Origin of the sequence: Chelativorans multitrophicus, from assembly GCF_011317445.1 — a bacterium.
Classification (GTDB): domain Bacteria; phylum Pseudomonadota; class Alphaproteobacteria; order Rhizobiales; family Rhizobiaceae; genus Chelativorans; species Chelativorans multitrophicus.
In genome coordinates this window covers 1,693,846-1,716,487 of sequence record NZ_JAAAPL010000001.1, presented here as the reverse complement: position 1 = coordinate 1,716,487, position 22,642 = coordinate 1,693,846, and the positions used below count along the sequence as shown (strand labels likewise).

The window sequence follows — 22,642 nt, the reverse complement described above, 5'->3', positions numbered from 1 at the left end:
TTCTTTGGAGAGCCGCCATGGCTGCCAGCATCAGCATTGACGAAATCATCGCCCAGGATCGGGAGATGCATCCGAACGAACGCACGCTGCCTTGGGAAGAAACCCGCGACGGCATCACCGTCGTCGTCGAGCCAAAGCCCCATTGGGCCGAAGATATGCGGGTGTTCCGGCTCGATGCTCGTGAATATTGCCGCTACGCCGAATGGGCTGCCTATGGCGGCCGCGCGCGCTTCTATGGTCATATCGACACATCGGGCGACGATCTGATGATGAAAGCACGCGCGATGATCGCCCGCGAAATCGCCGATGGGCTTTGGAGCTGAAGACCCGATCGCAGGGTATCGGGCCGTGAGGATGCGAGGTCTGCACCGGACGGGTCCAATCCGGCTTCACCATTCAATCCGCCATCCCCATCAGGACAAGCGGCAGCCATCTCTGGCCTGAAGGGAACACGATCCTGATGCCAGCATGGTGGCAAGGCTGGCGCGGCAGAGCATCTGCGACAGGTATCCGGCATCCTGTCAGATGCGAAAAACCACCCCCGCTTCCATTCGCAAACCTTGGTCCGATCCGTCTCTTTGACATTCAACCCCAAAGGGGTCGGCTTACGCGCGCGTGCCGCCCTCGGGGATTCGGAAAAAGTCCGAACGCCCTCGGGTGATTGCAGATCCGGTCAGACACTTCGGGCGCCTGTCGCGCGGGGGATGGTCCCCCGCCTCCAAAGACAGGAGCCGGAACCCATGTCCTATGCAGACGCCATTGCCTTCGCCGCCAGCCTCGCCACCACGCTGATGGTTTCGATCGTTGTGTTCCAGGCCGGAGACGGCACCCACGCCGCTTGCCCCGCCGCCGAGTTCGACGGCGACGACGACATGGTGAAGCTGGAGCTGGACCCATGGGAGTAAGGCGCGAAAGCGCCTCATCCCCGACGGCCCGAGCGCGGAGACCCGCGCTTCGGGCCTTCAGTGCCTCACGATGGTCCCTCATCGTCGGCAGCGGAACCGGGAACAAGCCCGGTCAGAGAGGAAGAGTGCGGGCCGTTCGGCCGTGACGGGTTGAGGGCTGGAGAGAGAGGCTCACCGGCACCCGTCATGGAGTAATCCCGATGACCTTTGCCCGTTCCGAAACCTTCCGCTCTATCGGCCAGATTCTGGCTGCCGATGTTCTGCCCGCGCTTTATCGGGCGCGAAAGCTGCCGCTGCGCATCTCGTGCCTTGGTGTGGCCAGCTATGACGCCAGTAACACGGCGAACAGCTTTGACCGCGTGATCCCGCTTGGGGAATACCCGTCACCGGAAGACGCCATTCAGGCGGCGGCCTTGCGCCTGTCGCGCGGTGATATTTGCACGGAGCCGGACAGCTTCCCGTATTTTCAGCCGCGCATCATGCTCATTCAGGACCGAGATCAGCGCCTGGTCCTCGCCGGTGAAATCCGCGCCGGCATTATCCTCTGGCAACAGCCGGTCGCATCCGATGCCGAGGCACGCAGAATCGTGACCGAGGCCAGCCGCCTGCGCGGCACGGCGTTCCGGACATCAGATCCCGGTGATGTGGGACGGCTGCGCTACCGCGCCGCTGCGCTGGAAGCCCGATTGGTCGATCCCTTCTGGCGTGAAACCTCGGCCGAGCTGCTTCACCTGCCGCAGGCTGCGTGACCGCTACCTATCCCCGTCATTCCGCCCGGTGCCATGCCGGGCTTTCTTGTTTCAGGAGGCTGATATGGCCGATTATCACACCCACTTTTCCTGCCTGCTCGATGTCGGGACGCATGAGAATGCCGTCCGTGCCGTCGATCTCTATAATGCCTTGCCGGACGGAAGCAGCGCCGAACATGAACCCGCCAACAGCTTCCTGCTCTCGATCCAGCCTGAGCATGACGGCACGCAGCTCTGGATACGCGACGATGACACCGGCGACCCCGAGCATGTCATCCGGTTCGTCATGCACTGCGCGGCGACCCTCGGCCTGACCGGATCATGGGGACTGCAATGGGCAAACAGTTGCTCTCGACCTCGCTTGGATGGGTTCGGTGGCGGGACGCATGTCCTTGATCTCGCCATCGGCGAAACGGTGGACTGGATCGACACCGATGGTTGGCTTTCCGCGGTTCTCGAAGGGAGAGATCCCTATGCCTTCTGTAATGGGGCCAGTGCAGTCAATGGCTAATTTCCAAACGAACGCACTCTCGAAGCTGAGCACTTCGAGGGCATGACTCTGCGGAACGTATAAGTCTTGGCGCGCACCCCCCTCTGGCGCTTTCGATGTCGTTCCATCGGTTATGATCCTACACCGGTTCGCGCTTCTGTCCGTGGTCGACGCAGTGGTCGCCAACTTGATGCTGGTTCATTGCGGTTTCCGCGCGCCTATCTGAGATACGTGCTCGGAGCGGAGGCTCCGGCGACAAGGCATCGAACGGCGTCATCGGAGACCGCGTCCTGGTGAGGACCTCGATGGCCGGCACTTAGGGCGGCCAGATTGTTGTTCATTCGCGGCGGCTCGACTGGCTTGCCTTAAACCTGTCTGGCGGCCTGGAATTCTGTGTTGTCGACCCACATGCGATGCAGAATTACACCCATCCTGCGGGCCAGAGCGACCGCCGCTCGTTTCGCTCCACGCCGACGAACAACCCGTTCCGCCCATGCGCGCAACCAAGTCGGCTTTTTCGAGCGATGGATCACCACGGTGGCAGCTTGATACAGTGCGGTCCGCATATCCAGATCGCCAGCTTTGGTGACACCGCCGATGATATCCGTCTCTCCGGATTGGTAGCGACGAGGAGTCAACCCGATTGATGGGCCAACATCTTTAGACCGCCGAAACCTGCCGGGGTCATCGATGGTTGAGCGGACAGTCAATGCGACGACCGGACCAATACCGGGCATCGTCATCATCAAGCGACAAACCGGATCCTCGCGCGTGATGTCTCGTGCGAGGCGTTCAAGGCGCACAAGCTCGCTGCGCAACGCAGCTCGAGCCCTGAGCATCGGCTCGATTGAAAGCTGGATGAGCTTGTTGCCATCGGTCAATTCGCGAACCCGGTCTTCAAAGCTGACTTTGCCGATCCGACCAAGTCGAAGTCCGAAATTGCGCAGCATGCCCCGAATAGACATCTCGATGTTGATAGCGGCTTCTTGCACGGATCGGCGTGCACCGAGAAGAACCCTAAGCTCCTGCGCGGAAAGCGACTTGCAATGGACTGGTCGGAACCAGCCCATTTGCAGCAAGCGGGCCAGGCCAGCGGCATCGCGTCGATCGGTCTTTACCGGCGCCGCTTTCAAGGCGGCTTTTACTTGCCGGGTCTCCATCAGCACCACCGGCAGTCCAAGGTCAGTCAAAGACTTATGAAGCCACTGGGACAAGGGTCCGGCTTCGATACCGATCGCTTCTACTACTCCCGGCATGCTCCTGATGCAGGCGTTCAATGCCCCGGGGTCACTCGCAACTTTCGTTTCCTTCAAAAGCTTGCCGTGTTCGTCCACGGCGCAAACCGCAGAATTCTCGAGAGATACGTCAATGCCAACGAAAACACCCATAGATCACTCCCCTCTTGATCCCAATAACAGGCAGCCGGAATCAAACGACGAAGGTTCCGATTTTCCCAGCGGGAAAAGTTTTGGATCCGCTTCAGCCCCGGGCAGCCGCCCCATTACGGCATCTGAGATCATCGAAACCACCGTCTATCGCTTGGGCGAATTGTCCGATGCGGCGAAGGACAAGGCCCGCGCCTGGTATCGTGAGGGCGGCTTCGACTATGACTGGTACGATGCCGTCTATGGTGATTTCCAGCGCATCGCCGAAATCCTCGGGCTGAACCTCAAGACCCGCACCATCCGGTTGATGGGCGGCGGCACACGGCAAGACCCCTGCATCTGGTTCCGCGGCTTCTCCTCGCAGGGGGACGGTGCCTGCTTTGAATCCTGGTATTCCTACCGCAGACATGCACCGCGCCTGATCCGGGAACACGCCCCACAGGACAGCGAACTGCACCACATCGCCGATGCCCTTCAGGCGATCCAGCGCCGAAACTTCTATCAGCTTCGCGCCGATGCCAGCCATCGCGGCCATTATTATCACGAATACTGCATGGCGATCTCGGTCGAGCGCGACAGCCCGACCTGGCAGGACATGACCGCCGATGCCGAGGAGACGATCATCGAGGCGCTGCGCGATCTGGCTCGATGGCTCTACCGCCAGCTTGAACGCGAATATGACTATCTATCCTCGGACGAGGCGGTCGATGAAACCATCGCCGCCAATGAACACACCTTCACCGAGGGCGGACGCCGCTTCGGATGATCCTGAGATGACGCTGACAAGCGCCCCGCCGTCCGGTCGGGGCGCTTTTTTCATGCTGCGCTTTGAGAGTGAGAGGTGGGCCGGGAGGAGTCAGGTCCGGGTGGTCGAAAGAGAGCGCCGTTCGGGCTTGTCCTTCCCGCTCTCCTGAGGTTCCCGACATGAACATGGTTTTCCCCGTGGCCGATCCGGTCACGCCACTGGCGGCTGCGCCTGCGATCCTGGCTGCGGCCAATCTTTTGCTCCCCCATCTCGAACACGGTGAGCGCGTCGATGCCGCCACCTTGCGCGGTGCGATGGAAACGGCCTTCGGCGCATCCGATGCGACCGGCGCCTGGGACTGGAAGCTGGCCTATGAGGCGTGCGAGGTCGCTACGGTTCTCTTCCTGCGCAAATACGGAAAAGCGCTTTTCCGTAAAGCCGCTTCTTCGGCTGCACGGATTTCCGTGCTGGCAAAGATCGTCGCACTATTGCCGACGCAGACCCGGCGTTCCGAGGAAAGCCAGAACTTCCAGCAGTTCTCGACGCCGATCCCGCTCGGCCTTGCCGCTCTGACAGCAGCTGCGATCACACCTGAAGACAGGGTGCTGGAGCCATCGGCGGGCACCGGCCTTCTCGCGATCCTGGCGCAGATTGTCGGCAACTCGCTGATCCTCAACGAACTCGCCGACACCCGCGCCGATCTTTTATCCTCGCTCTTTCCGGCCTTCGCCGTCACCCGGTTCGACGCCGCCCAGATCGATGATCATCTCGCACCAGATGCCGTCCCGTCCGTGGTGCTGATGAACCCGCCATTCTCGGTCATGGCCAATGTCAGCGGGCGTGTGGCAGATGCGGCCTACCGGCATGTTGCCTCGGCGCTGGCCCGTCTTGCTCCCGGTGGCCGGTTGGTGACGATCACCGGTGCAGGTTTTGGCCCCGAAGCTCCGGCCTGGCGGGACGCGTTCATCCGCTTGCAGGCCCGTGGCCGTGTGGTGTTCACCGCCGCCGTCGATGGTGCGGTCTATGCAAAGCATGGCACCACAATCGACACGCGGCTGACCGTGATCGACAAGCTGCCCGCCGACGATCCGGCCAGTTTCCCGGGCTCACCGGAAATTGCACCCGACGTTGCCACGCTGATCGGCTGGATCGAGGCGCATGTCCCACAGCGTTCGCCGGTATCATTGCCGACGATCGTGGTGTCCGCTTCGACCACCGCGCCGAAAACCGTGCGGGGCTATATGGCCCGGGCGACAGCTGCGCGGCCTGCTGCTGCTCCCGCCAACGATCCCGAGGGCGTCGAACTCGCCTATGAGACCGTGGACTGGACGCCACCGGAAGGCGCTCGCCTGTCCGATGCCATCTATGAGGAATATGCGCTGCAATCGCTGCGCATTGCTGGCGCGCAGCCGCATCCGACCAAGCTGGTGCAATCCGCCGCCATGGCCTCGGTCGCACCGCCGAAGCCCTCCTACCGGCCCATGCTGCCCGCCGACATCTGCGCGCGTCTGTCGGACGCCCAGCTCGAAACGGTGATCTATGCCGGGGAAGCCCATGCCGATCATCTCGCGGGTGCCTGGACCGTGGACGAGCATTTCGACAATGTGAGCGCCGCGCCCGAAGATTCTACGGGATCGATCCGCTTTCGCCGGGGCTTCATGCTCGGTGACGGAACCGGCGCTGGCAAGGGTCGCCAGTCCGCCGCCATCATTCTCGACAACTGGTTGCGCGGTCGGCGCAAGGCGATCTGGATCTCCAAATCCGACAAGCTGATCGAGGACGCGCAGCGCGACTGGTCGGCGCTCGGCATGGAACGGTTGCTGGTCACGCCTCTGTCACGCTTCCCTCAAGGCGCAAAGATCGCGCTGTCGGAAGGCATCCTTTTTACCACCTATGCCACGCTACGCTCCGACGACCGGGGCGAGAAGGTTTCCCGCGTCAAGCAGATCGTCGAATGGTTGGGGTCCGATTTCGATGGAGCCATTATATTCGACGAGAGCCATTCCATGCAGAATGCCGGTGGCGGAAAAGGCGAACGCGGCGATGTCGCCGCCTCGCAGCAGGGACGTGCGGGCCTGCGGCTCCAGCACGCGCTGCCCGATGCCCGCGTGGTTTATGTCTCGGCAACCGGGGCCACCACAGTACACAACCTTGCTTATGCACAGCGCCTCGGTCTCTGGGGCGGTGAGGATTTTCCGTTCCAGACCCGCGCTGAGTTCGTCGAGGCGATCGAAGCCGGCGGCGTTGCGGCGATGGAGGTGCTGGCGCGCGATCTGCGGTCCCTCGGCCTCTATACCGCCCGCTCACTCTCCTACGATGGCGTCGAATATGAACTGATCGAGCATCAGCTCACGGACGAACAGCGGCACATCTACGACTCATATGCTGCCGCCTTCGCCGTGATTCATGGGAATCTGGACGCGGCCATGGAAGCCGCCAACATCACCGGCAGCGAAGGCACGCTGAACCGGCAGGCCAAGTCTGCGGCGCGTTCGGCCTTTGAAAGCACCAAGCAGCGCTTCTTCGGCCATCTGCTGACCTCCATGAAGACCCCGACACTGATCCGCTCCATCGATGCCGATCTGGAAGCGGGCCATGCGGCCGTCATCCAGATCGTCTCGACCGGCGAAGCCCTGATGGAACGGCGGCTGTCCGAGATCCCGACCGAGGAATGGAACGATATTTCCCTCGATGTGACGCCCAGGGAGTATGTAGGCTCATATTTGCAGCATTCCTTCCCGGTGCAGCTCTATGAGCCGTTCAGCGATGGCGAGGGGAACCTGTCGTCACGCCCTGTCTTTCGCGATGGTCAGCCGGTGGAATGCCGCGAAGCCGTGGCGCGGCGCGACGAGATGCTAGAGCAACTCGGTTCGCTTCCACCCGTGCCGGGGGCGCTCGACCAGATCGTCCAGCGCTTCGGCACGGATATGGTGGCGGAAGTCACAGGCCGTTCGCGCCGCATCGTGCGCAAGGGTGACGGAGCATCGGCACGTCTTGCGGTCGAGAACCGAGCGCCTTCTGCCAACCTCGCCGAGACTTCGGCGTTCATGGATGACCAGAAGCGCATTCTGGTTTTCTCTGATGCCGGTGGCACCGGACGCAGCTATCACGCCGAACTCTCTGCGCGAAACCAGCGCCTGCGCGTGCATTATCTGCTGGAACCGGGCTGGAAGGCCGATGCCGCCATTCAGGGGCTTGGGCGCACCAACCGGACCAATCAGGCGCAGCCGCCGCTGTTCCGGCCCATCGCCACGGATGTCAAAGCCGAGAAGCGCTTCCTCTCGACCATCGCCCGCCGCCTCGACACGCTGGGCGCGATCACGCGCGGCCAGCGCCAGACCGGCGGTCAGGGGCTGTTCCGTCCCGAGGACAATCTGGAATCCGCCTATGCCCGCGATGCGTTGCGCCAGCTCTATCTGCTGATCGTGCGCGGCAAGGTCGAGGGTTGCTCTCTCGAACGGTTTGAATCCGCCACCGGGCTGAAGCTGATGGACAGCAATGGTGTGAAGGACGAACTTCCGCCGATCACCACCTTCCTCAACCGCCTGCTGGCGCTGACCATCGAGTTGCAGGGCATCCTGTTCTCGGCCTTCGAGCAGCTTCTGCAGGCGCGGATCGACGGTGCGATTGCATCCGGCACCTATGATATGGGGCTGGAGACGCTGAAGGCCGAAAGCTTCATCGTCACGGACCGGCAGGTGATCCACACCCATCCGGGCACCGGCGCAGAAACGCGGCTCCTGACGCTCACAGAGCGCAAACGCAATCAGCCGGTTGCGCTCGATGCCGCGCTGGCGGAACTGGATGATCCCCGCGCAAGATTGCTCATCAACGAGCGATCCGGTCGTGCCGCCGTTCAGATCCCGACCACCAGCGTCATGCTGGATGATGGCGAGATCGAACGGCGCGTGCGGCTGATCCGGCCCATGGAGGCGATGAACATTCCGGTTCGGGCGATGGGCGAAACCCATTGGCTTGAGGCCGATCGTTCCGCCTTCACCGTGGCCTGGAAGGCGGAACTGGCCGAGGTGCCGGAGTTCACCGACAGCATCCTGCATATGGTGACAGGTTTGCTTCTGCCAATCTGGAAACGCCTGCCGCAGGACTCCTCCCGCGTCTATCGGCTCCAGACCGACGAGGGCGAACGCATCATCGGTCGCCGGGTATCGCCGGCATGGGCTGCCAATGCCTCGACCAGTGGCGTCACCAGCAACCTGACACCGGATGCCGCCTATGCCGCGCTGATCGAAGGTCGCACGATCCTTGATCTCGCCGAAGGGCTGCAACTGCGCCGCGTCCGGGTCATGGGCGCCAGCCGGATCGAACTGACCGGCTTTACTGACGCAATGCGCGACCGGCTGCGGGCCTATGGCCTCTTCAGCGAGATCATCTCGTGGAAACTGCGCTTCTTCGTGCCCGTCGATGCAACGGGACCGGAGATCACAGGCAAACTGCTCGACCGCTTCCCGGTTGAACGCATCGGTGAGCGGGAGGCCGCATAATGGCGCGTCTCAACGCTTCCGAACTGGCGCAGCGTCTCGGCCGACAGGCCGAGGCGGTGTGCCGTCACTATTTGTCGAATGGTCGCAAACAGGGCAATTACTGGCAGGTTGGCGATGTCAGAAACACGGCTGGCCGCTCGATGTTCGTCCGGCTGCACGACAGCGTGAAAGGCATTGCCGGTAAATGGCAGGACTCGGCCACGGGGGAATATGGCGATCTGCTGGACGTGATCCGCGACTCGCTCGGTCTGATCGACTTCGCAGACGTTACCGAAGAAGCCCGGCGCTTCCTCAGCCTGCCGCATCCTGAACCGCAGCCGCCATCCCGTCCGTCCCGAACGCCAGCACCATCGGGATCATCCGAGGCCGCACGCCGCCTCTGGCGCATGACGCAGCCGCTGATCGGCAGTACCGCAGAAGCGTATTTACGCGGACGCGGCATTACGGATTTACGCCAGACCGCAAATCTGCGCTTCCATCCCAATTGCTACTGGCGGCCCGAGGACGATGGCCCGACCGAAACATGGCCCGCCATGATCGCCGCCGTCACCGACCTCGATGGCAGGATCACCGGCGCACACCGCACATGGCTGGCCCCGGACGGTTCCGGCAAGGCAGCTGTCGATCCGCCGAGGAAGGCAATGGGCGACCTGCTCGGACATGCGGTTCGTTTCGGTGATGCGCAGGATGTCATGGCAGCAGGGGAAGGTATCGAAACCATCCTGTCGCTGCGTCAGGCTTCACCCATCATGCCGATGGTTTCCGCACTCTCGGCCGGACACCTCACGGCCATCCTGTTCCCGCCGCACCTGCGAAGGCTCTATATCGTCCGCGACAACGATCCGGCAGGTGACAGCGCCCGTGATAGCTTGGTGGACCGGGCGCACGAGGCCGGGATCGAGGCCATCACGCTCTCGCCCATGATGGGGGACTTCAACGAAGATCTCGCAACTTACGGGCTGGATGCCGTTCGGGCAGAGATCCGGGTGCAAATCGCTCCCGAGGACGTCAGCCGCTTCATGGCTCCAACAGCATAGCCGGTACGGGGCCGTGATCGGGCCGTTCCGATCCTGTCATGCGCATAGGCTGCATCCTGTCATCAGCAGAGGACCGCGCCTTGGCCTTCCGAGAGGGCGATCGGCCCACAAACGCTCCGGTCAGGCAATGGCGGCGCCCGACTGATTTCCGTCGGCGGCGGAGCCGCCTTTACAGCGCGAAACAAATCAGCCGGGCTTTGCCATCAAGGCCCTCGCCAGAGGCTCGCGCTGCCAGACCGGAGCGCCCGTGGGCGTGTCTCGCCATGAAGGCCGCGACGGTCGCGGTCCAACTGACGGAAGCATCCCATGTACGCACACGACGATTTCGAACCCGATCACAGCACGTCCCCGACCGGCCATGCCATCGAAGAACTCGAACTCTACGGCTACCGCCCCTCGGAAGACGAGGCCGATCCCCGGATCACACCCGAAGATCACGTCATCCAGGGCGCAGTCTCCGACATCTTCGACGCGCTGATTTCCACCATGGCCGACACCAGCCTCGATTTCGACCTCGACGAGATCCTGTGGTCCACCGTCAACACCTTCCACCGCGCAGTGGAGCGGATCGAGACCAAACTCGACGATAACGAGCAGGCACAGAAGCGCCTTCAGCGCGAACAGGACGGCAGCGAGGTCAAATCCGTCCAGCTCGAAACCCTGATCGGCGCGGGCCAAAGCCTGATCGAGCGCCGCGACAGCATGGAAACCTTCCGCGATACCGCCGCCGACATCTATCTGCGCACCACCGGCACGCCCTGGTCGCAACGCTCCGGCTCACGGGTCAACCATCGCCAGATGACCTCGGCCATGATCGACAGCCGCGACTTCATCGCCGCAAAACGCCGGGCCGACAACGAGGTGCTGCTGCCCGCCGGACCGAAGATCGCCTTCTCGGGCGGTGACACCACCGATCATCGGACGATCTGGGCCAAGCTCGATCAGGTCCACGCCAAGCACCCGGACATGGTGCTGATGCACGGCGGATCACCCAAGGGCGCGGAACGCATCGCGGCCACCTGGGCCAATAACCGCAAGGTCGCACAGGTCGCCTTCAAACCCGACTGGGCAAAACATGCAAAGGCAGCACCCTTCAAGCGCAACGACCAGATGCTCGCCACGATGCCGATCGGGGTCATCATCTTCCCCGGCACCGGCATTCAGGACAACCTGGCCGACAAGGCCCGCGAAATGGGCATCCCGGTCTATCGCTTCGGGACCGGCAGCGCGTGAGCGCTGCCTTCCCACCTCATCATGAGCATGACGACAGCGCCCGCCGATCATTCCATGTCGCCCAGACAGGCAAATTCATGCTATATGTCGCGGTGCGCCATGGTGGTGGTGGAAGGCGCAACCGTCCAACCTTTTGCACGGAGACACCACCATGATCGTTCTCGGAAGCCTCGTTTCCATCGCATCCATCGGCACCATGTGCTGGCTGCTGTTCAATCTCGCCGTATTCGCCCTGCCGTTCTTTATAGGCCTGAATGCAGGCACCTGGGCCTATGGCACGGGGGCTGGCTGGCTCGGCGGCATCGTCGTCGGTCTTCTCGCCGCCGGTCTGACACTGGCCGTCGGTCAGGGCCTGCTCATGCTAATCCGCCCGATCTGGGCACGTTTGCTGATTGCTCTGGCCTTCATCGCTCCGGCGGGGATGGCCGGGTTCTATGCCACGCTTGGTATCGTCAAACACATGATGCCGTCTGAGACATGGCAGCTCATCTTCTCAGTTATCGGAGCGATTGCGGTGGGCGTGACGGCTTTCCTGCGCGTTGCGGGCATGGCGGTGGCAGACCCGGCTAGTGATGTCGTCAGGCATGTATAAAATTGCTTCGCGTGGCTGCTTTAAACCCTTAGCGAACGCATGATCCCGTTCGAGCGGCATTCAGTACATTTTTGGAGCAAATAGCCGCTTTGTGCGCGCATATTCTGAAATTGACGTCATGATCTTGTTCGTCGCTTTGCCATTAGGTTAGACGAATTTGATGCTTGTGTTAAAGCAGTGTCGAAGATCTGTTATATTGGGGGAGAGATTGTGGAAAACAACGCTGAATATTTCGTCAAGAACATTGGCGCGGGTGTTGCTGAGGCTTTTAAAACGTGCCGTTTCTTCCTCGGAGTTGAAACGGAATCTTTCGAGAACGCCGACATACATCCAGAATATGTTACCACCGTTGAGGTGGCGAAGAAACTTACAGGGATTGATCGTTACGTCAGCCTTGAAACTCACATGAGGGATCTCCGTCATCAGGCGAGCGGACTAGCGCGAATGCGTTCTTTAAAAGATACGGCGCGCTGGCCCGAAATCGCCAAAATAGCAGGTGAGTACAAATTCGGCGCGAAAGACTCTTGTCGGATCGACATTGTGGTGCGCCCTTCCGCTACCGATCAGCCCCCGCTTCTGTTGGCCGAGGCGAAGCTCGGCGTTGGAAACGTCTCGGGCATCATCCAAGATATAGACCGAGTGATGAGATTACTCACGATGTACCAACGACTCGGGCTGCTCGATCAGCACCCTGTATACGGTGCCGTACTATTCCACTCTGCAAAGGAAGGCGGTGAGGCTGACGCCGCCGCCGTGACAGCTCAAGGGCTTCTGGCAACTGTTAACGCGTACCTTTCAACGCTGAAGGCCACTCATTCGTGGCTGAGGGCCAAAGCCGGGCTTCTAAATGCCGAGCATAATCATCAGCCCGTCCAAGGGTATTGGGAACAATATGGTGACGAGGAAGGGGACGGTGAGCTTGTCTTTGCGAAGACAAGCTTCACATTTGCTCCGGGCCTGGTTCTGTTGAGCAACCAACCAGATGTTGACACCGTTAAGTTCTAGCGCCGTGAACTTCACCGTTGTCCTGGAGAGGGTCGTTGCCCTTATCGAAGCGTAACGGCTTTCCTGCGCGTTGCGGGCATGGCAGCAACCGACCAGGCGGACGGCGGCTTTGCACGCACCTGAACCGCAATGATCCGTGGATGGCGACCAGAAGCGGATGCGGATCATCTTCCGTCTTCGTCAGGAAAATGGTGGCAGACAGCAACCAAGCGTCGGATCATCCAGCTTGAGGCACAGACGCTGCCCATAGGAGCGTAAGACGGTCGGTACTGACCTTCGTGGACTGACCAGAACCCGGTTGGAGCGATGCCGGTGGAACAGGCCGGAAGGAGAGATGCGCATAGCCTGAAGCACAGGGTACACGATAAGCCGGTGCGGCCGGTCAGATCATCCTGATGGGCACTCAAAGTTGCCACCGTCTCCGTTCAGACCCCGTGTCTCAACCGCTCCAAACGGCCTCTTCAATGGCCTGATCTGGCCGAAAAGCAGCGCGATGCGCTTCGACCGCTTTAGCGCAACAGCGTCGTCACAACTTTCTTCCCCTGACGGCAAAGCCGCCATTCCGCGCGGAACAAGAAAGTTCCTCCTGTGCTGTCCAGCCCCCCAAGGGGGTGCGCCAGCGTTCGTCTCCGGCCGTTCGATCGCCATCGAGGCCGCAATGGTGCGGGCTCGGAAACGGAAAACGGAGACTTAAAATGGCAACCATCGGCACCTTCAAGAAGACCGGCTCGAACGACTTCACCGGCGAAATCGTCACCCTCAGCGTCCAGGCCAAGGGCGTGCGCATCGTCCCCGACCTGCGCGCCACCGGTGAGAACGCCCCCAGCCACCGGGTTCTGGTCGGCCGCGCAGAGATCGGCGCCGCCTGGTCCAAGCGCTCCAACGAGGGCCGCGACTATCTGGGCCTCAAGCTGGATGATCCGAGCTTCAACGCCCCGATCTACGCCAACCTCTTCGATGACGAAGAAGGCGACACCTTCTCCCTCATCTGGTCCCGCCCCAACGGTCGCCGCGGCGACTGAGGCGCGGCACAAAGGCCCCGACCGCAAGGTCGGGGCCTTTCTTATGCCCGCAGGAAAATCGTCACGCCTACCGCAACCGCCCCGATCACTGACACGAGAACGTCGCCAAGATGTCTCCCATGTGATGCACAACAGTGCTAACGAGAAATTCTTTAATGGGTTGATCGGGTTAGGCGATTTACTTATCGCACTAGCCACTCTACCGCAAAATCATTCAATGCCGCAGCCTTTTCAGGTCGGACGTGGCCTTGTGCCGTCCGGCTTTGGGAGGACGCGCCATGCAGAGCATAGATTGGCGTACTCCGGCGGCCTATAAACGCATTAAAGACCTTCCGCCCGCCGGTTTCGCCTGGGAATATCTTCGTCGCAACGAAGACTATCGCCGTGACGTCGAGAGACTCACGCAGAGGAGAGAACCCGCGGGAGAAGAGGTTAACGCCTTTGCTTCCCGCTGGGGGGTGCGATTTCGCGCACGACCCCGACGCGCAGCCTGACGGCGCGCCGCCTTTCTGGTCGCCGCATTTCAATCCGCAGGCCATTATTCTGTCTCCGGTCGAGCAGAACGATCCGGATGGCGGGCGGCTTGTCGCTCTCGCACATCTCGATGGCCTGATCCTGCGCCGCGCACCGGATGGCTGGCACGCAATCTGGCGTGTCGGTGGGATGGAGCATCAACTCTGGCTGCCACAGGGCGCAATCGATGCGGCAGCTTTCTATGCTGCAATCCTGCCCATGGACGAGTTCATGGAATTACGGGCCCATGCGGCCCGCCGCCTCTGGAGGTGCCTGACAGGCCGCTCTCCGGGGCCGGATATTCGTGCCATGCCAGCGCAGCTTCGGCAATGGCACCTTCTGTCGCTGCGGGCGCTGGACGCACGGCTGCACGGCGAAAGCTATCGCGCCGTTGCCGAAGTCCTGCTCGGCTTCCGCGGCAACAAGGAAGATTTCGAGACTGATCCGCGCAAGAACAAGGCACGTCGTCTTGTTGCCCACGGCATCAGGATGATGCGCGGGGGCTATCGGTTGCTTTTACATTATCCGGTCAAGCCGATCCCACGATCAAAAGGCAAATGAGGCAATCTCACGGATTCCTGTTTGCCGCAGCCTGTTCCAGTATTTGCCTGTAACCTTCCCGCGACAGCCATTGGGCGCGTTCCAGATGGCTCTGCCAGCATCGCCGGGTTCGCATCTCATCTGATGCCGGATCGCGGTGCAGAACGATCTGCGACACTTCCTTCCAGTCGGCTTCCTCGGCTTTGGCGTCGAGAAGGCGCAGATAGGTCACAAAGTGCTGCTCGTCATAGGCGGTGATGATATGGCCGGACGGGGCCAGATCATCCACTTCGGGATCAAGTTCGTCGGATGCTTTCACGGTCATTCCCCTTCTTTCAGAAGAGTTTCTGCGGTTCGCCCCCGCAATAAAACTCTCTGACTCCTGGTGATCGGGGAGTTAGTAACCGTGACTAGACGGCCCCATGGCCTTTAGCTGGAAAGCCTGTTGCATACGCCACAGGCTCCCCGACCATAGGGTCAAGGAGTATGGTGCCGTCACGGCCGACACCAACCGCTAGTCAGGGGTTACTACGCCCCCGGAGCAGTGCGTCTGCTCCATCTGCATTCATAGCCGAACTGCGCGCGGATGTCTTGAGCGAATCCGCATCGGCCTTCCTGAGTTGCTGAAATCTCACGTCTTTTCGCGCTGACATAGCCCCTTTCCGGGGTGCCGTCTGCGTATGTACGCAAATGCGGCACGCTACACGCCGCCGATCACTTCCCATGGTTCGCCATAGCGCGCCGCCGTCTCCGGCAGCCGCATCAACCTGACGAACCGGAGGTGATCTCATGGCCGAGCGCCGAAACGCGGACCTGCCACCGCGCATGCTGCGTACTCAGGAAGCTGCACGTTTCCTTGGCATTTCTCTTCGCACGCTGGAAAAACACCGGACCTACGGGACCGGTCCGACCTATCGCAAAATCGGTGGCCGGGTTCTCTACACGGTCGAGGATCTTCAGGCCTGGGCCGACATCGGCGCACGCAAATCCACCAGTGACAAGGACGTCGGCACGGTCTTTCCGGCTCGCCCCCTGACGCCTGAAGAGCGGAGCAAGCTCTGAATGCGGCGCGTCGATCACCCTGACGCCCTGCAACGAGAAGGCGGTAGCGAGCGCAGCCACCTCGATCCCTTCGTGGTCGCAACCGGCGATGCCAGTCCGCGCGACCAGCGCGATCTGATGGAGCGGCCTTTCTTCTCGCTGGCGAAGACGCCGCGCACGAAGCCCATCCTCTACAAGACCGCCGATGTCGAGGTGCAGGTGTTCGGGATGCCCGAACATGGCATGGCGACGATCTGGGATGCCGATGTGCTGATCTGGGCTGCAAGCCAGATCGTTGCCGCCGAAAACAACGGCATCAAGACATCCCGCTTCTTCCGCTTCACGCCCTATCATCTGCTGCGCGCCATCGGCCGCGACACCGGAAACCGCCAATATCTGCTGCTGAAGGCAGCGCTTGCCCGGCTGCAATCCACAGTCGTCGCCACGACGATCCGTAACGGCAAGCATTGGCGCCGCCGCCAGTTCTCCTGGATCAACGAATGGGAAGAGATGACCACGCGCGACGGTCGCGTTGAGGGCATGGAGTTTGTCCTGCCTGAGTGGTTCTACAACAGTGTCCTTGACCGTTCGCTGGTCCTGACCATCGATCCGGATTATTTCCGGCTGACCGGTGGTATCGAGCGCTGGCTCTACCGTGTTGCCCGCAAACACGCCGGACATCAGCCGCATGGCTGGCTGTTCGAGGTTGCGCACCTTTACCAGAAATCCGGCAGCATGGCCCGACCATCGGACTTTGCACTGGACTTGCGCCGCATTGCTGCCCGCCAGCCGCTGCCCGGCTACCAGCTTAAGATCCTGCGCGAGGATCGCCGCGAACTGCTGCGAATCCGCCCTGAAAATCTATCCACAGTGCCTGTGGATAACATTGTTGATGCCGTCGGTACATCAGGCGCAAAGGGTATCGGTACATCAGGCGCAGCACTATCGGCACATCAGGCGCACGAGCCCCAGTTAAGCCTCTGGAACGAAAAGAAGAATCCGACTGCTAACTTAGAATCTAACATAGAATCTAACTTTTCTTCTTTGACGCGCGCGCATGAAAGGCACGGTGCCAGTGCCACTTCTCGCCGACCTGGGCGGGGTACGCCATGATCGTCGCGCTCCTCAATCAGAAAGGCGGCGTGGGCAAGACCACGCTGGCGCTGAATCTTGCCGGAGCCTGGGCTGCGCAAGGCAAGCGGGTCATCCTGATCGACGCCGACCCGCAAGGCTCGGCACTGGACTGGTCAGAGCGGCGCAGCCATGAAGGGCTGCCAAGGCTGTTCACCGTCATCGGCCTTGCCCGCGATACCCTGCATAGGGAAGCGCCGGAACTGGCGCGTGACGCCGATCATATCGTCATTGATGGTCCGCCCCGTGTCGCTGGTCTGATGCGCTCAGCGCTGCTTGCAGCCGACCTGTTGCTGATCCCGGTGCAGCCATCCCCCTTTGACGGCTGGGCATCAGCTGAGATGCTGGCGCTTCTGAACGAAGCACGCATCTATCGCCCTGAACTCGCCGCCCGTTTTCTGCTGAACCGATGCAGTGCGCGCACCGTCATCGCCCGCGAAACGGCCGAGACACTGGCGGACCATGATCCACCTTTGCTGGCCACGACGGTCGGCCAGCGTGTCGCCTTCGCCGAAGCCGCGCAGACCGGACGGCTGGTCTCGGAGACCGATGGCGGCGAACGGGCCGCACAGGAGGTCACAGCACTGGTGACCGAGATCGATGGCCTCGGTGTCGGGAGGATCGTGTCATGACGCGTCCGCCCGTCAAATCCGGCTTCGCATCGCGTCCGGGCAATCCCGATAGCTGGGTCAGAGCCGCCGATGCGCCGGCAACCGGCAAGACGGCTACGGAGGCGTTCACCGCGCGCCTGACCATCGACATCACGCCCGAACTGCGCGGGCGCATCAAGGTTGCCGCTTTCCGGCGTGGCGTCACCGTCGCCGTGATGCTGCGCGAGCTGCTGGTCCGCGAGTTTCCACCCATCGAAGGAGATCAGCCATGACCGGCAAAACCGTGCGCGCTGCGCATGAACATCCGCAGGCGGACGGGCCTGCACCGTTCACCACATTGGTCGAACTGACCTTCCAGAAGAAGAAGGTCGAGCGGTGGATACGCTTCGGCCGCAAGAGCTTTGAGCAGATCATCGACCGCCGCCGCAGTCTGATCGGTTTTGCGCCCGAAAGCATCTTCGCACTCAATCGCTGGGCTTCCAACGATTACGGCACCATCGTCTCGCGGCTCGACATCCTGCGCGCTGTCGGGCGTGGCGAACCGTACCAGACCGTGCCCTTCGTTCGTCCTGGCGGCGAGATCCTGCTGCGTATCGATGGCTGGCGACAAGTCCAGCGGGTGTTGGCCCTGATCGATGCCGTGGACGCGCTAGGCGTCGATCCGGCGGATGTTGCGCCGGAGCATTGGCGGCACGTCCACAACCGTTTGAGTGCTGGTCAGGAACCCAATCCCTACACCCCGGAGCGCCATGCCGCATGGGTCAGCCGCCGGAGGATCGCACCATGAGCCGTCGTCATATCCTTGCCGTGTCCATGCTGGCCGTCGGCACGCTTGTCGTCACGGCGGTTGCCGATCTGCCCACCCGGCTGATCTGGAATGCGACTGCCAGCGCGCCCATCGGCTTCTACACAGTTGCTCCCGCCGATGCGCTCGAAGTGCCCGAACTGGTCGCCATCATGCCGTCTGAGCCGCTGGAGCGGTTCATGGTCGATCGCGGCTATATCGGACGCGGCGTGCCGCTGCTGAAGCGTGTCCTCGGCCTGCCGGGACAGCGCGTTTGCCGCAACGGTGCGACCATTACCGTCGATCATGTCGAGATGGGGGACGCGCTGGAGCGCGACCGCATGGGCCGCGATCTGCCGGTCTGGCAGGGCTGCCGCATTATCGGCGACGGTGAACTCTTCCTCATGAATTGGGACATCCGGGACAGCCTCGATGGCCGTTACTTCGGACCTGTTCCCGCCAGTTCCGTCATCGGCCGGGCGCTGCCGCTCTGGACCGATGGGGAAGGTGATGGCCGCTACGAATGGCGGTCGGCCACGCATTGAACCCACGCCGAAACCTCGACGACAGGAGATTTTTCATGCCACAGATCGGATTGTTCACGCGCGATGAAACGGGCTTTTCCGGGCGCGTTCACACGCTCACGCTCTTCCGTGAGCTTACCATCATGCCAGCCGAGCATTCGGACGCCGAAAACGCGCCGGACTACCGTGTCCATCACGGAGCTGATGACGGCCCCGAGGTCGGCGCTGCATGGAAACGCACCGGCGAAAAGGCTGGCGAATATCTCTCGGTGCTGCTCGACGATCCCGCCTTGCCGCAGCCGATCCGCGCCAACCTGTTCCGCGACGACGATGCAGGCTCGTCATGGTCGCTGCACTGGAGCCGCCCGCGGCCCCGCGAAGATCGGGACTGAGATCATGCGATCCCGCGCCCTTCTTCTCTTCACGGCCCTTCTGTCGGCTGGCAGCGGATTGACGCCAGCGCTTGCGCAGGTCACGCAGCAACCCGCGCCTGTCACTGCGCATCCCCATGCTGCTCTCATTGCCGAGGCGTCACAGCGTTTCGGCATTCCAGAGCACTGGATTCGGGCCGTGCTGCGTGTGGAAAGCGCGGGCGATGTGCGCGCCATCTCATCGGCGGGTGCAATGGGACTGATGCAGGTCATGCCCGATACCTGGGCGGGCCTGCACAGCCGCTATGGCCTCGGACGAGATCCTTACGATCCGCGCGACAACATCCTCGCAGGTACGGCCTATCTGCGCGAGATGTGGGACCGCTATGGCAATGTCGCGGCCATGCTTGCCGCCTACAATGCCGGTCCCGGTCGCTATGACGAGCATCTGGCGACAGGCCGCACTTTGCCCGCAGAAACACGCGCCTATGTCGCCACGCTCGCACCTGTTCTCGGGCATACGGCTGCGCCTGATGTGCCGACGATTGTGCCGCCGCCACCGCCGGATTGGCGCGAAGCTCCGCTCTTCGTTGCGCAATCCAGCGGCAATTCGGCGGCGGCCAATCAGCCGTCGAGCGGCGTCCGCGCAACCGTTCCTCTGCGCGATGCCGTCGATCAGGAGCCACAGGACGGCGGCATATTCGTGGCCCGTGCGAGCAATGGAGATGCGCCATGAGCATGGCGTCTCCACGCGCTTTCGGTCCGCTTCCGGTGTGCAGTCAGGCAAGGGGTCGCCTGGCTGCATTCCCGGCAGGAAGGGCAAAAAGGGCAGGGAAGGCGGAGGGCAAGATAAAGGAAACCGGCACCCTGTCGGGCCGGTTTCTGGGCAAGCCCTTGTCTGCACACTGTTTTGGGGCGCGGCGCACGGCACCCTGCTTTTGGGTCTCGCGTGCCGCGATATGGCGCAAAGCCTTGGCTTTGCTGGATTTTGACCGGCACTATAGCCGAATATCTGCCGTTTGCGTGCTTAAACGGCATGGGATGCGCTCATGAGTGCCGACGACGAGAACCGCTTGCGCCCCAAGTCAGGTCGGATCAAATCCGACGCGCCGAAGGTGGGCAAGGCGAAGAGCTTTCTGACGCAGGCGAAGAAGCTGGCGCGTCAGCATAGCAACGGCCCCGGCAGATCATCATCATTCGCATCACGGACGTCCTCGTCGCCTTCATCTGGTTCGGCCGGAAAGAGCGGGAAGGCATCGCGGACTGGCAAAGGTCCGGGCGTCAAGCGTGGCCGCGGCGCGGCCTTTGTCCGCGCACGCGCCCTGTCGGGCGGCTGGCGGCACAGTGCGGCCGGCGTGCGCCGCGTCGTCGTCAAAACCCGGTACGTTCAGAACGCGGGGAAGAATGGCAAAGGGGCTGCTCATCTGCGCTATATCCAGCGCGATGGAACCTCGCGTGATGGCGAACGTGGCCAGCTCTATTCCGCCACCGACGATCGCGCTGATGGAGATGCGTTCCTTGACCGAGGCAAGGATGATCGCCACCAGTTCCGCTTTATCGTTTCACCCGAAGATGCCGCCGATCTTACCGATCTCACCGAGCACACCCGCGATCTGATGAGCCGCATCGAGGCTGACCTTGGCACGAAACTCGACTGGGTGGCGGTCAATCACCACAATACCGGCCACCCCCATGTCCATGTCATCGTTCGGGGCAAGGACGATCTAGGCGAGAACCTGGTCATCAATGGCGATTATCTCGCCAATGGCATTCGTGAGCGGGCGAGCGAACTGACCACGCTGGAACTGGGCCCAGTGACCGAGATCGAGCAGAGCCGCAAGCTGTCTGCCGAAATCGATCAGGACCGCTTTACGCGCATCGACAGCACCATGACCGAGGAGGCCGACGAACGGTTCCTTGATCTGCGCCATGAACCGGCCGATGCACGCCGCCAGTTCAACCGCACGCTTCGCCTGCGCCGTCTCGCCAAACTGGAAAAGATGGGGCTCGCCACCGAACACGCGCCGGGCGTCTGGGAGCTCGGCGCGAAGATGGAACCGGCGCTTCGTGAACTTGGTGAACGCGGCGACATCATCCGCAACATGCACAAGGCGCTGAAGGCCGATGGGCAGGAACGTGATCCAATGACCTTCCAGCTTCACGATGCAGCACCCGCGGCGCCCATCACCGGACGCGTCGTGGACAAATATCTCACCGACGAGATGGGCGAGAACCTGACGCTCGTGGTGGACGGCATCGACGGGCGAACACACCATCTTCCCGGCATTGATCCGGCCCGCGTCGAAGATGCCCGGATCGGCAGCATCGTCGAAGTTGGCCCCGCCGATACGGCGCAGCGGCCGTCCGATCACACCATCGCTGCGATCTCGGAGAATGGTATTTACCGACCGAGCCGCCACCTCGAACAGGCGAAGTTCGAGGGACGTGTACCGGGCGGGGATTACGAGGGCTATGTAGATGCCCATGTCCGGCGACTGGAGGCGCTGCGCCGCGCCGGGATCGCTGAGCGGATCGACGCTGACCAGTGGCGCATCCCCGATGACTTCGAGAGTCGCGCCACCGCCTATGATGCCGGTCGCAACCGGCAGGCCAGCATTCGTGTCGTCTCTACCTTCGATCTGGAAAAGCAGATCGGCGCTGATGGTGCGACCTGGCTGGACCGGCGACTGGTTACGCCGGACGCTTCGGATATTACCCCGGCCGGGTTCGGTCAGCAGGTGCGCGAGGCTATGGACCAGCGGCGAGAGCATCATATTGCACAGGGCGATGCCACACGGCAGCAGAATGGACGCATCCTCTATCGGCGCAACCTGCTCGCCAATCTGCGCGAACGGGAAGTGGCCCGCGTCGGTGCGGAAATGGCCGGGAGCAAGGGCTTGCCGTTTCGTGCGGCTACCGATGGCGAGACCGTCAGCGGCAAGTTCACCGGGACCGCACATATATCGAGCGGCAAGTTCGCCATTATCGAAAAGAGTCACGAGTTCACTCTCGTCCCATGGCGGCCAGTAATCGACCGCCTGATCGGCCGCGAGGTTGCGGGCATCGTGCAGGGCGGATCGGTGTCGTGGCAGCTTGGGAGGCAGCGGGCATTGGGGTTGTAGTCACTGCTAGCCGGGCGCCATCATCGCGAAGACCAGCAGCAACCGGCCCGATCTTAACATGCTCAACTACGCCATTCGCTGAAGGGAATGTCGTGCAGGAAGATAAGGTGATTTTCTGAGCAGGAGTAGCCGTTGGGGTATTCACCGCGACGGCGTGGAGAGCCCTTATACTTAAAACCCGTCACGAAAATCCCGTCTCCCCTCTCGCTACTTTTGCTGCGGAACACTCAGTCCGAAAGGCGCCATTTGCATCATTCAGGGCGAGGTAGCGCACAAAACAAATTGCGCTTGAAACCTTACAAACATGTTTGTATAATTATGGCCATTCAAACAGGATGGC

Annotated in this window: 24 protein-coding genes; 22 read left to right on the top strand and 2 right to left on the bottom strand. The window is 61.9% G+C overall.

The genetic code is table 11. The features are described 5' to 3' along the window. Positions 1-17: 17 nt before the first annotated feature. The 4 genes from GNP00_RS08335 to GNP00_RS08320 all read left to right on the top strand — a co-directional run bounded on the left by GNP00_RS08335 (position 18) and on the right by GNP00_RS08320 (position 2,165). Positions 18-323, top strand: coding sequence for a hypothetical protein (locus tag GNP00_RS08335; protein WP_166015904.1), 306 nt, complete (start codon positions 18-20; stop codon positions 321-323). 417 nt (positions 324-740) lie between these two features. Then, positions 741-905, top strand: coding sequence for a hypothetical protein (locus tag GNP00_RS08330; RefSeq protein ID WP_166015903.1), 165 nt, complete (start codon positions 741-743; stop codon positions 903-905). Positions 906-1,105: 200 nt separating this feature from the next. After that, positions 1,106-1,654 (top strand): hypothetical protein, encoded by a 549-nt coding sequence (locus GNP00_RS08325; protein ID WP_166015901.1) that lies wholly within the window; start codon positions 1,106-1,108, stop codon positions 1,652-1,654. A gap of 64 nt (positions 1,655-1,718) precedes the next feature. After that, a complete protein-coding gene (locus GNP00_RS08320) occupies positions 1,719-2,165 on the top strand; it encodes a hypothetical protein (protein WP_166015899.1) in 447 nt (148 codons plus the stop codon). 344 nt (positions 2,166-2,509) lie between these two features. Here the strand turns inward: GNP00_RS08320 and GNP00_RS08315 are convergent, their stop codons facing one another. After that, positions 2,510-3,532 carry an IS110 family RNA-guided transposase gene (locus tag GNP00_RS08315; protein ID WP_166015897.1) on the bottom strand — a complete coding sequence of 341 codons (1,023 nt, stop codon included), beginning with the start codon at positions 3,530-3,532 and terminating at the stop codon, positions 2,510-2,512. On the opposite strand from GNP00_RS08315, the gene GNP00_RS08310 reads away from it, so the two are divergent. The 9 genes from GNP00_RS08310 to GNP00_RS08270 all read left to right on the top strand — a co-directional run bounded on the left by GNP00_RS08310 (position 3,513) and on the right by GNP00_RS08270 (position 14,739). Further along, the gene (locus GNP00_RS08310; protein ID WP_246263708.1) at positions 3,513-4,295 is read left to right on the top strand and encodes an antitoxin of toxin-antitoxin stability system; all 783 of its coding nucleotides are present in this window, start codon (positions 3,513-3,515) and stop codon (positions 4,293-4,295) included. The genes GNP00_RS08315 and GNP00_RS08310 overlap by 20 nt on opposite strands. A 158-nt stretch (positions 4,296-4,453) precedes the next feature. Then, a complete protein-coding gene (locus GNP00_RS08305) occupies positions 4,454-8,776 on the top strand; it encodes a strawberry notch family protein (protein ID WP_166015896.1) in 4,323 nt (1,440 codons plus the stop codon). After that, positions 8,776-9,813, top strand: coding sequence for a DUF7146 domain-containing protein (locus GNP00_RS08300; protein ID WP_166015894.1), 1,038 nt, complete (start codon positions 8,776-8,778; stop codon positions 9,811-9,813). Before GNP00_RS08305 ends, GNP00_RS08300 begins: the two co-directional genes overlap by 1 nt. A gap of 306 nt (positions 9,814-10,119) precedes the next feature. Continuing rightward, complete coding sequence (locus GNP00_RS08295) at positions 10,120-11,046, top strand: DUF2493 domain-containing protein (RefSeq protein ID WP_166015892.1); 927 nt, start codon at positions 10,120-10,122, stop codon at positions 11,044-11,046. A gap of 151 nt (positions 11,047-11,197) precedes the next feature. Continuing rightward, positions 11,198-11,638, top strand: a complete 441-nt coding sequence (locus GNP00_RS08290; protein WP_166015890.1) for a hypothetical protein — start codon at positions 11,198-11,200, stop codon at positions 11,636-11,638. A gap of 210 nt (positions 11,639-11,848) precedes the next feature. Beyond that, positions 11,849-12,643 (top strand): hypothetical protein, encoded by a 795-nt coding sequence (locus GNP00_RS08285; protein WP_166015888.1) that lies wholly within the window; start codon positions 11,849-11,851, stop codon positions 12,641-12,643. Between the two features lie 695 nt (positions 12,644-13,338). Then, positions 13,339-13,665 (top strand): DUF736 domain-containing protein, encoded by a 327-nt coding sequence (locus tag GNP00_RS08280; RefSeq protein WP_013368635.1) that lies wholly within the window; start codon positions 13,339-13,341, stop codon positions 13,663-13,665. A gap of 278 nt (positions 13,666-13,943) precedes the next feature. Further along, positions 13,944-14,159 (top strand): transcriptional regulator domain-containing protein, encoded by a 216-nt coding sequence (locus tag GNP00_RS23315; RefSeq protein ID WP_112520473.1) that lies wholly within the window; start codon positions 13,944-13,946, stop codon positions 14,157-14,159. Continuing rightward, positions 14,107-14,739 (top strand): DUF2285 domain-containing protein, encoded by a 633-nt coding sequence (locus GNP00_RS08270; protein ID WP_343037180.1) that lies wholly within the window; start codon positions 14,107-14,109, stop codon positions 14,737-14,739. The genes GNP00_RS23315 and GNP00_RS08270 overlap by 53 nt, the downstream gene beginning before the upstream one ends. Before the next feature lie 7 nt (positions 14,740-14,746). On the opposite strand, the gene GNP00_RS08265 is transcribed toward GNP00_RS08270, so the two are convergent. Next, the gene (locus tag GNP00_RS08265) at positions 14,747-15,043 is read right to left on the bottom strand and encodes a DNA -binding domain-containing protein (RefSeq protein ID WP_207634019.1); all 297 of its coding nucleotides are present in this window, start codon (positions 15,041-15,043) and stop codon (positions 14,747-14,749) included. Positions 15,044-15,507: 464 nt separating this feature from the next. Between GNP00_RS08265 and GNP00_RS08260 the strand changes: the two genes are divergently transcribed. From GNP00_RS08260 to GNP00_RS23690, 9 genes are all read left to right on the top strand, one after another. Then, the gene (locus tag GNP00_RS08260) at positions 15,508-15,780 is read left to right on the top strand and encodes a helix-turn-helix transcriptional regulator (protein ID WP_165457007.1); all 273 of its coding nucleotides are present in this window, start codon (positions 15,508-15,510) and stop codon (positions 15,778-15,780) included. After that, the gene (locus tag GNP00_RS08255; RefSeq protein WP_166015886.1) at positions 15,781-16,872 is read left to right on the top strand and encodes a replication initiator protein A; all 1,092 of its coding nucleotides are present in this window, start codon (positions 15,781-15,783) and stop codon (positions 16,870-16,872) included. It abuts the gene before it with no gap. Then, a complete protein-coding gene (parA, locus tag GNP00_RS08250; protein ID WP_166015884.1) occupies positions 16,869-17,522 on the top strand; it encodes a ParA family partition ATPase in 654 nt (217 codons plus the stop codon). Before GNP00_RS08255 ends, parA begins: the two co-directional genes overlap by 4 nt. Next, positions 17,519-17,773 (top strand): hypothetical protein, encoded by a 255-nt coding sequence (locus GNP00_RS08245; protein ID WP_166015882.1) that lies wholly within the window; start codon positions 17,519-17,521, stop codon positions 17,771-17,773. Before parA ends, GNP00_RS08245 begins: the two co-directional genes overlap by 4 nt. After that, positions 17,770-18,288 (top strand): DUF2840 domain-containing protein, encoded by a 519-nt coding sequence (locus GNP00_RS08240; protein ID WP_166015880.1) that lies wholly within the window; start codon positions 17,770-17,772, stop codon positions 18,286-18,288. Before GNP00_RS08245 ends, GNP00_RS08240 begins: the two co-directional genes overlap by 4 nt. After that, on the top strand, positions 18,285-18,830 hold the full coding sequence (locus GNP00_RS08235) for a S26 family signal peptidase (protein WP_166015878.1): 546 nt from the start codon (positions 18,285-18,287) through the stop codon (positions 18,828-18,830). The genes GNP00_RS08240 and GNP00_RS08235 overlap by 4 nt, the downstream gene beginning before the upstream one ends. Before the next feature lie 35 nt (positions 18,831-18,865). Beyond that, complete coding sequence (locus GNP00_RS08230) at positions 18,866-19,201, top strand: DUF736 domain-containing protein (RefSeq protein WP_112520466.1); 336 nt, start codon at positions 18,866-18,868, stop codon at positions 19,199-19,201. Positions 19,202-19,205: 4 nt separating this feature from the next. Then, on the top strand, positions 19,206-19,916 hold the full coding sequence (locus GNP00_RS08225; RefSeq protein ID WP_166015876.1) for a lytic transglycosylase domain-containing protein: 711 nt from the start codon (positions 19,206-19,208) through the stop codon (positions 19,914-19,916). Between the two features lie 313 nt (positions 19,917-20,229). Further along, entirely contained in the window at positions 20,230-22,302 is a 2,073-nt protein-coding gene (locus GNP00_RS23690) for a DUF3363 domain-containing protein (RefSeq protein WP_166015875.1), read from the top strand. Positions 22,303-22,642 lie beyond the last annotated feature (340 nt).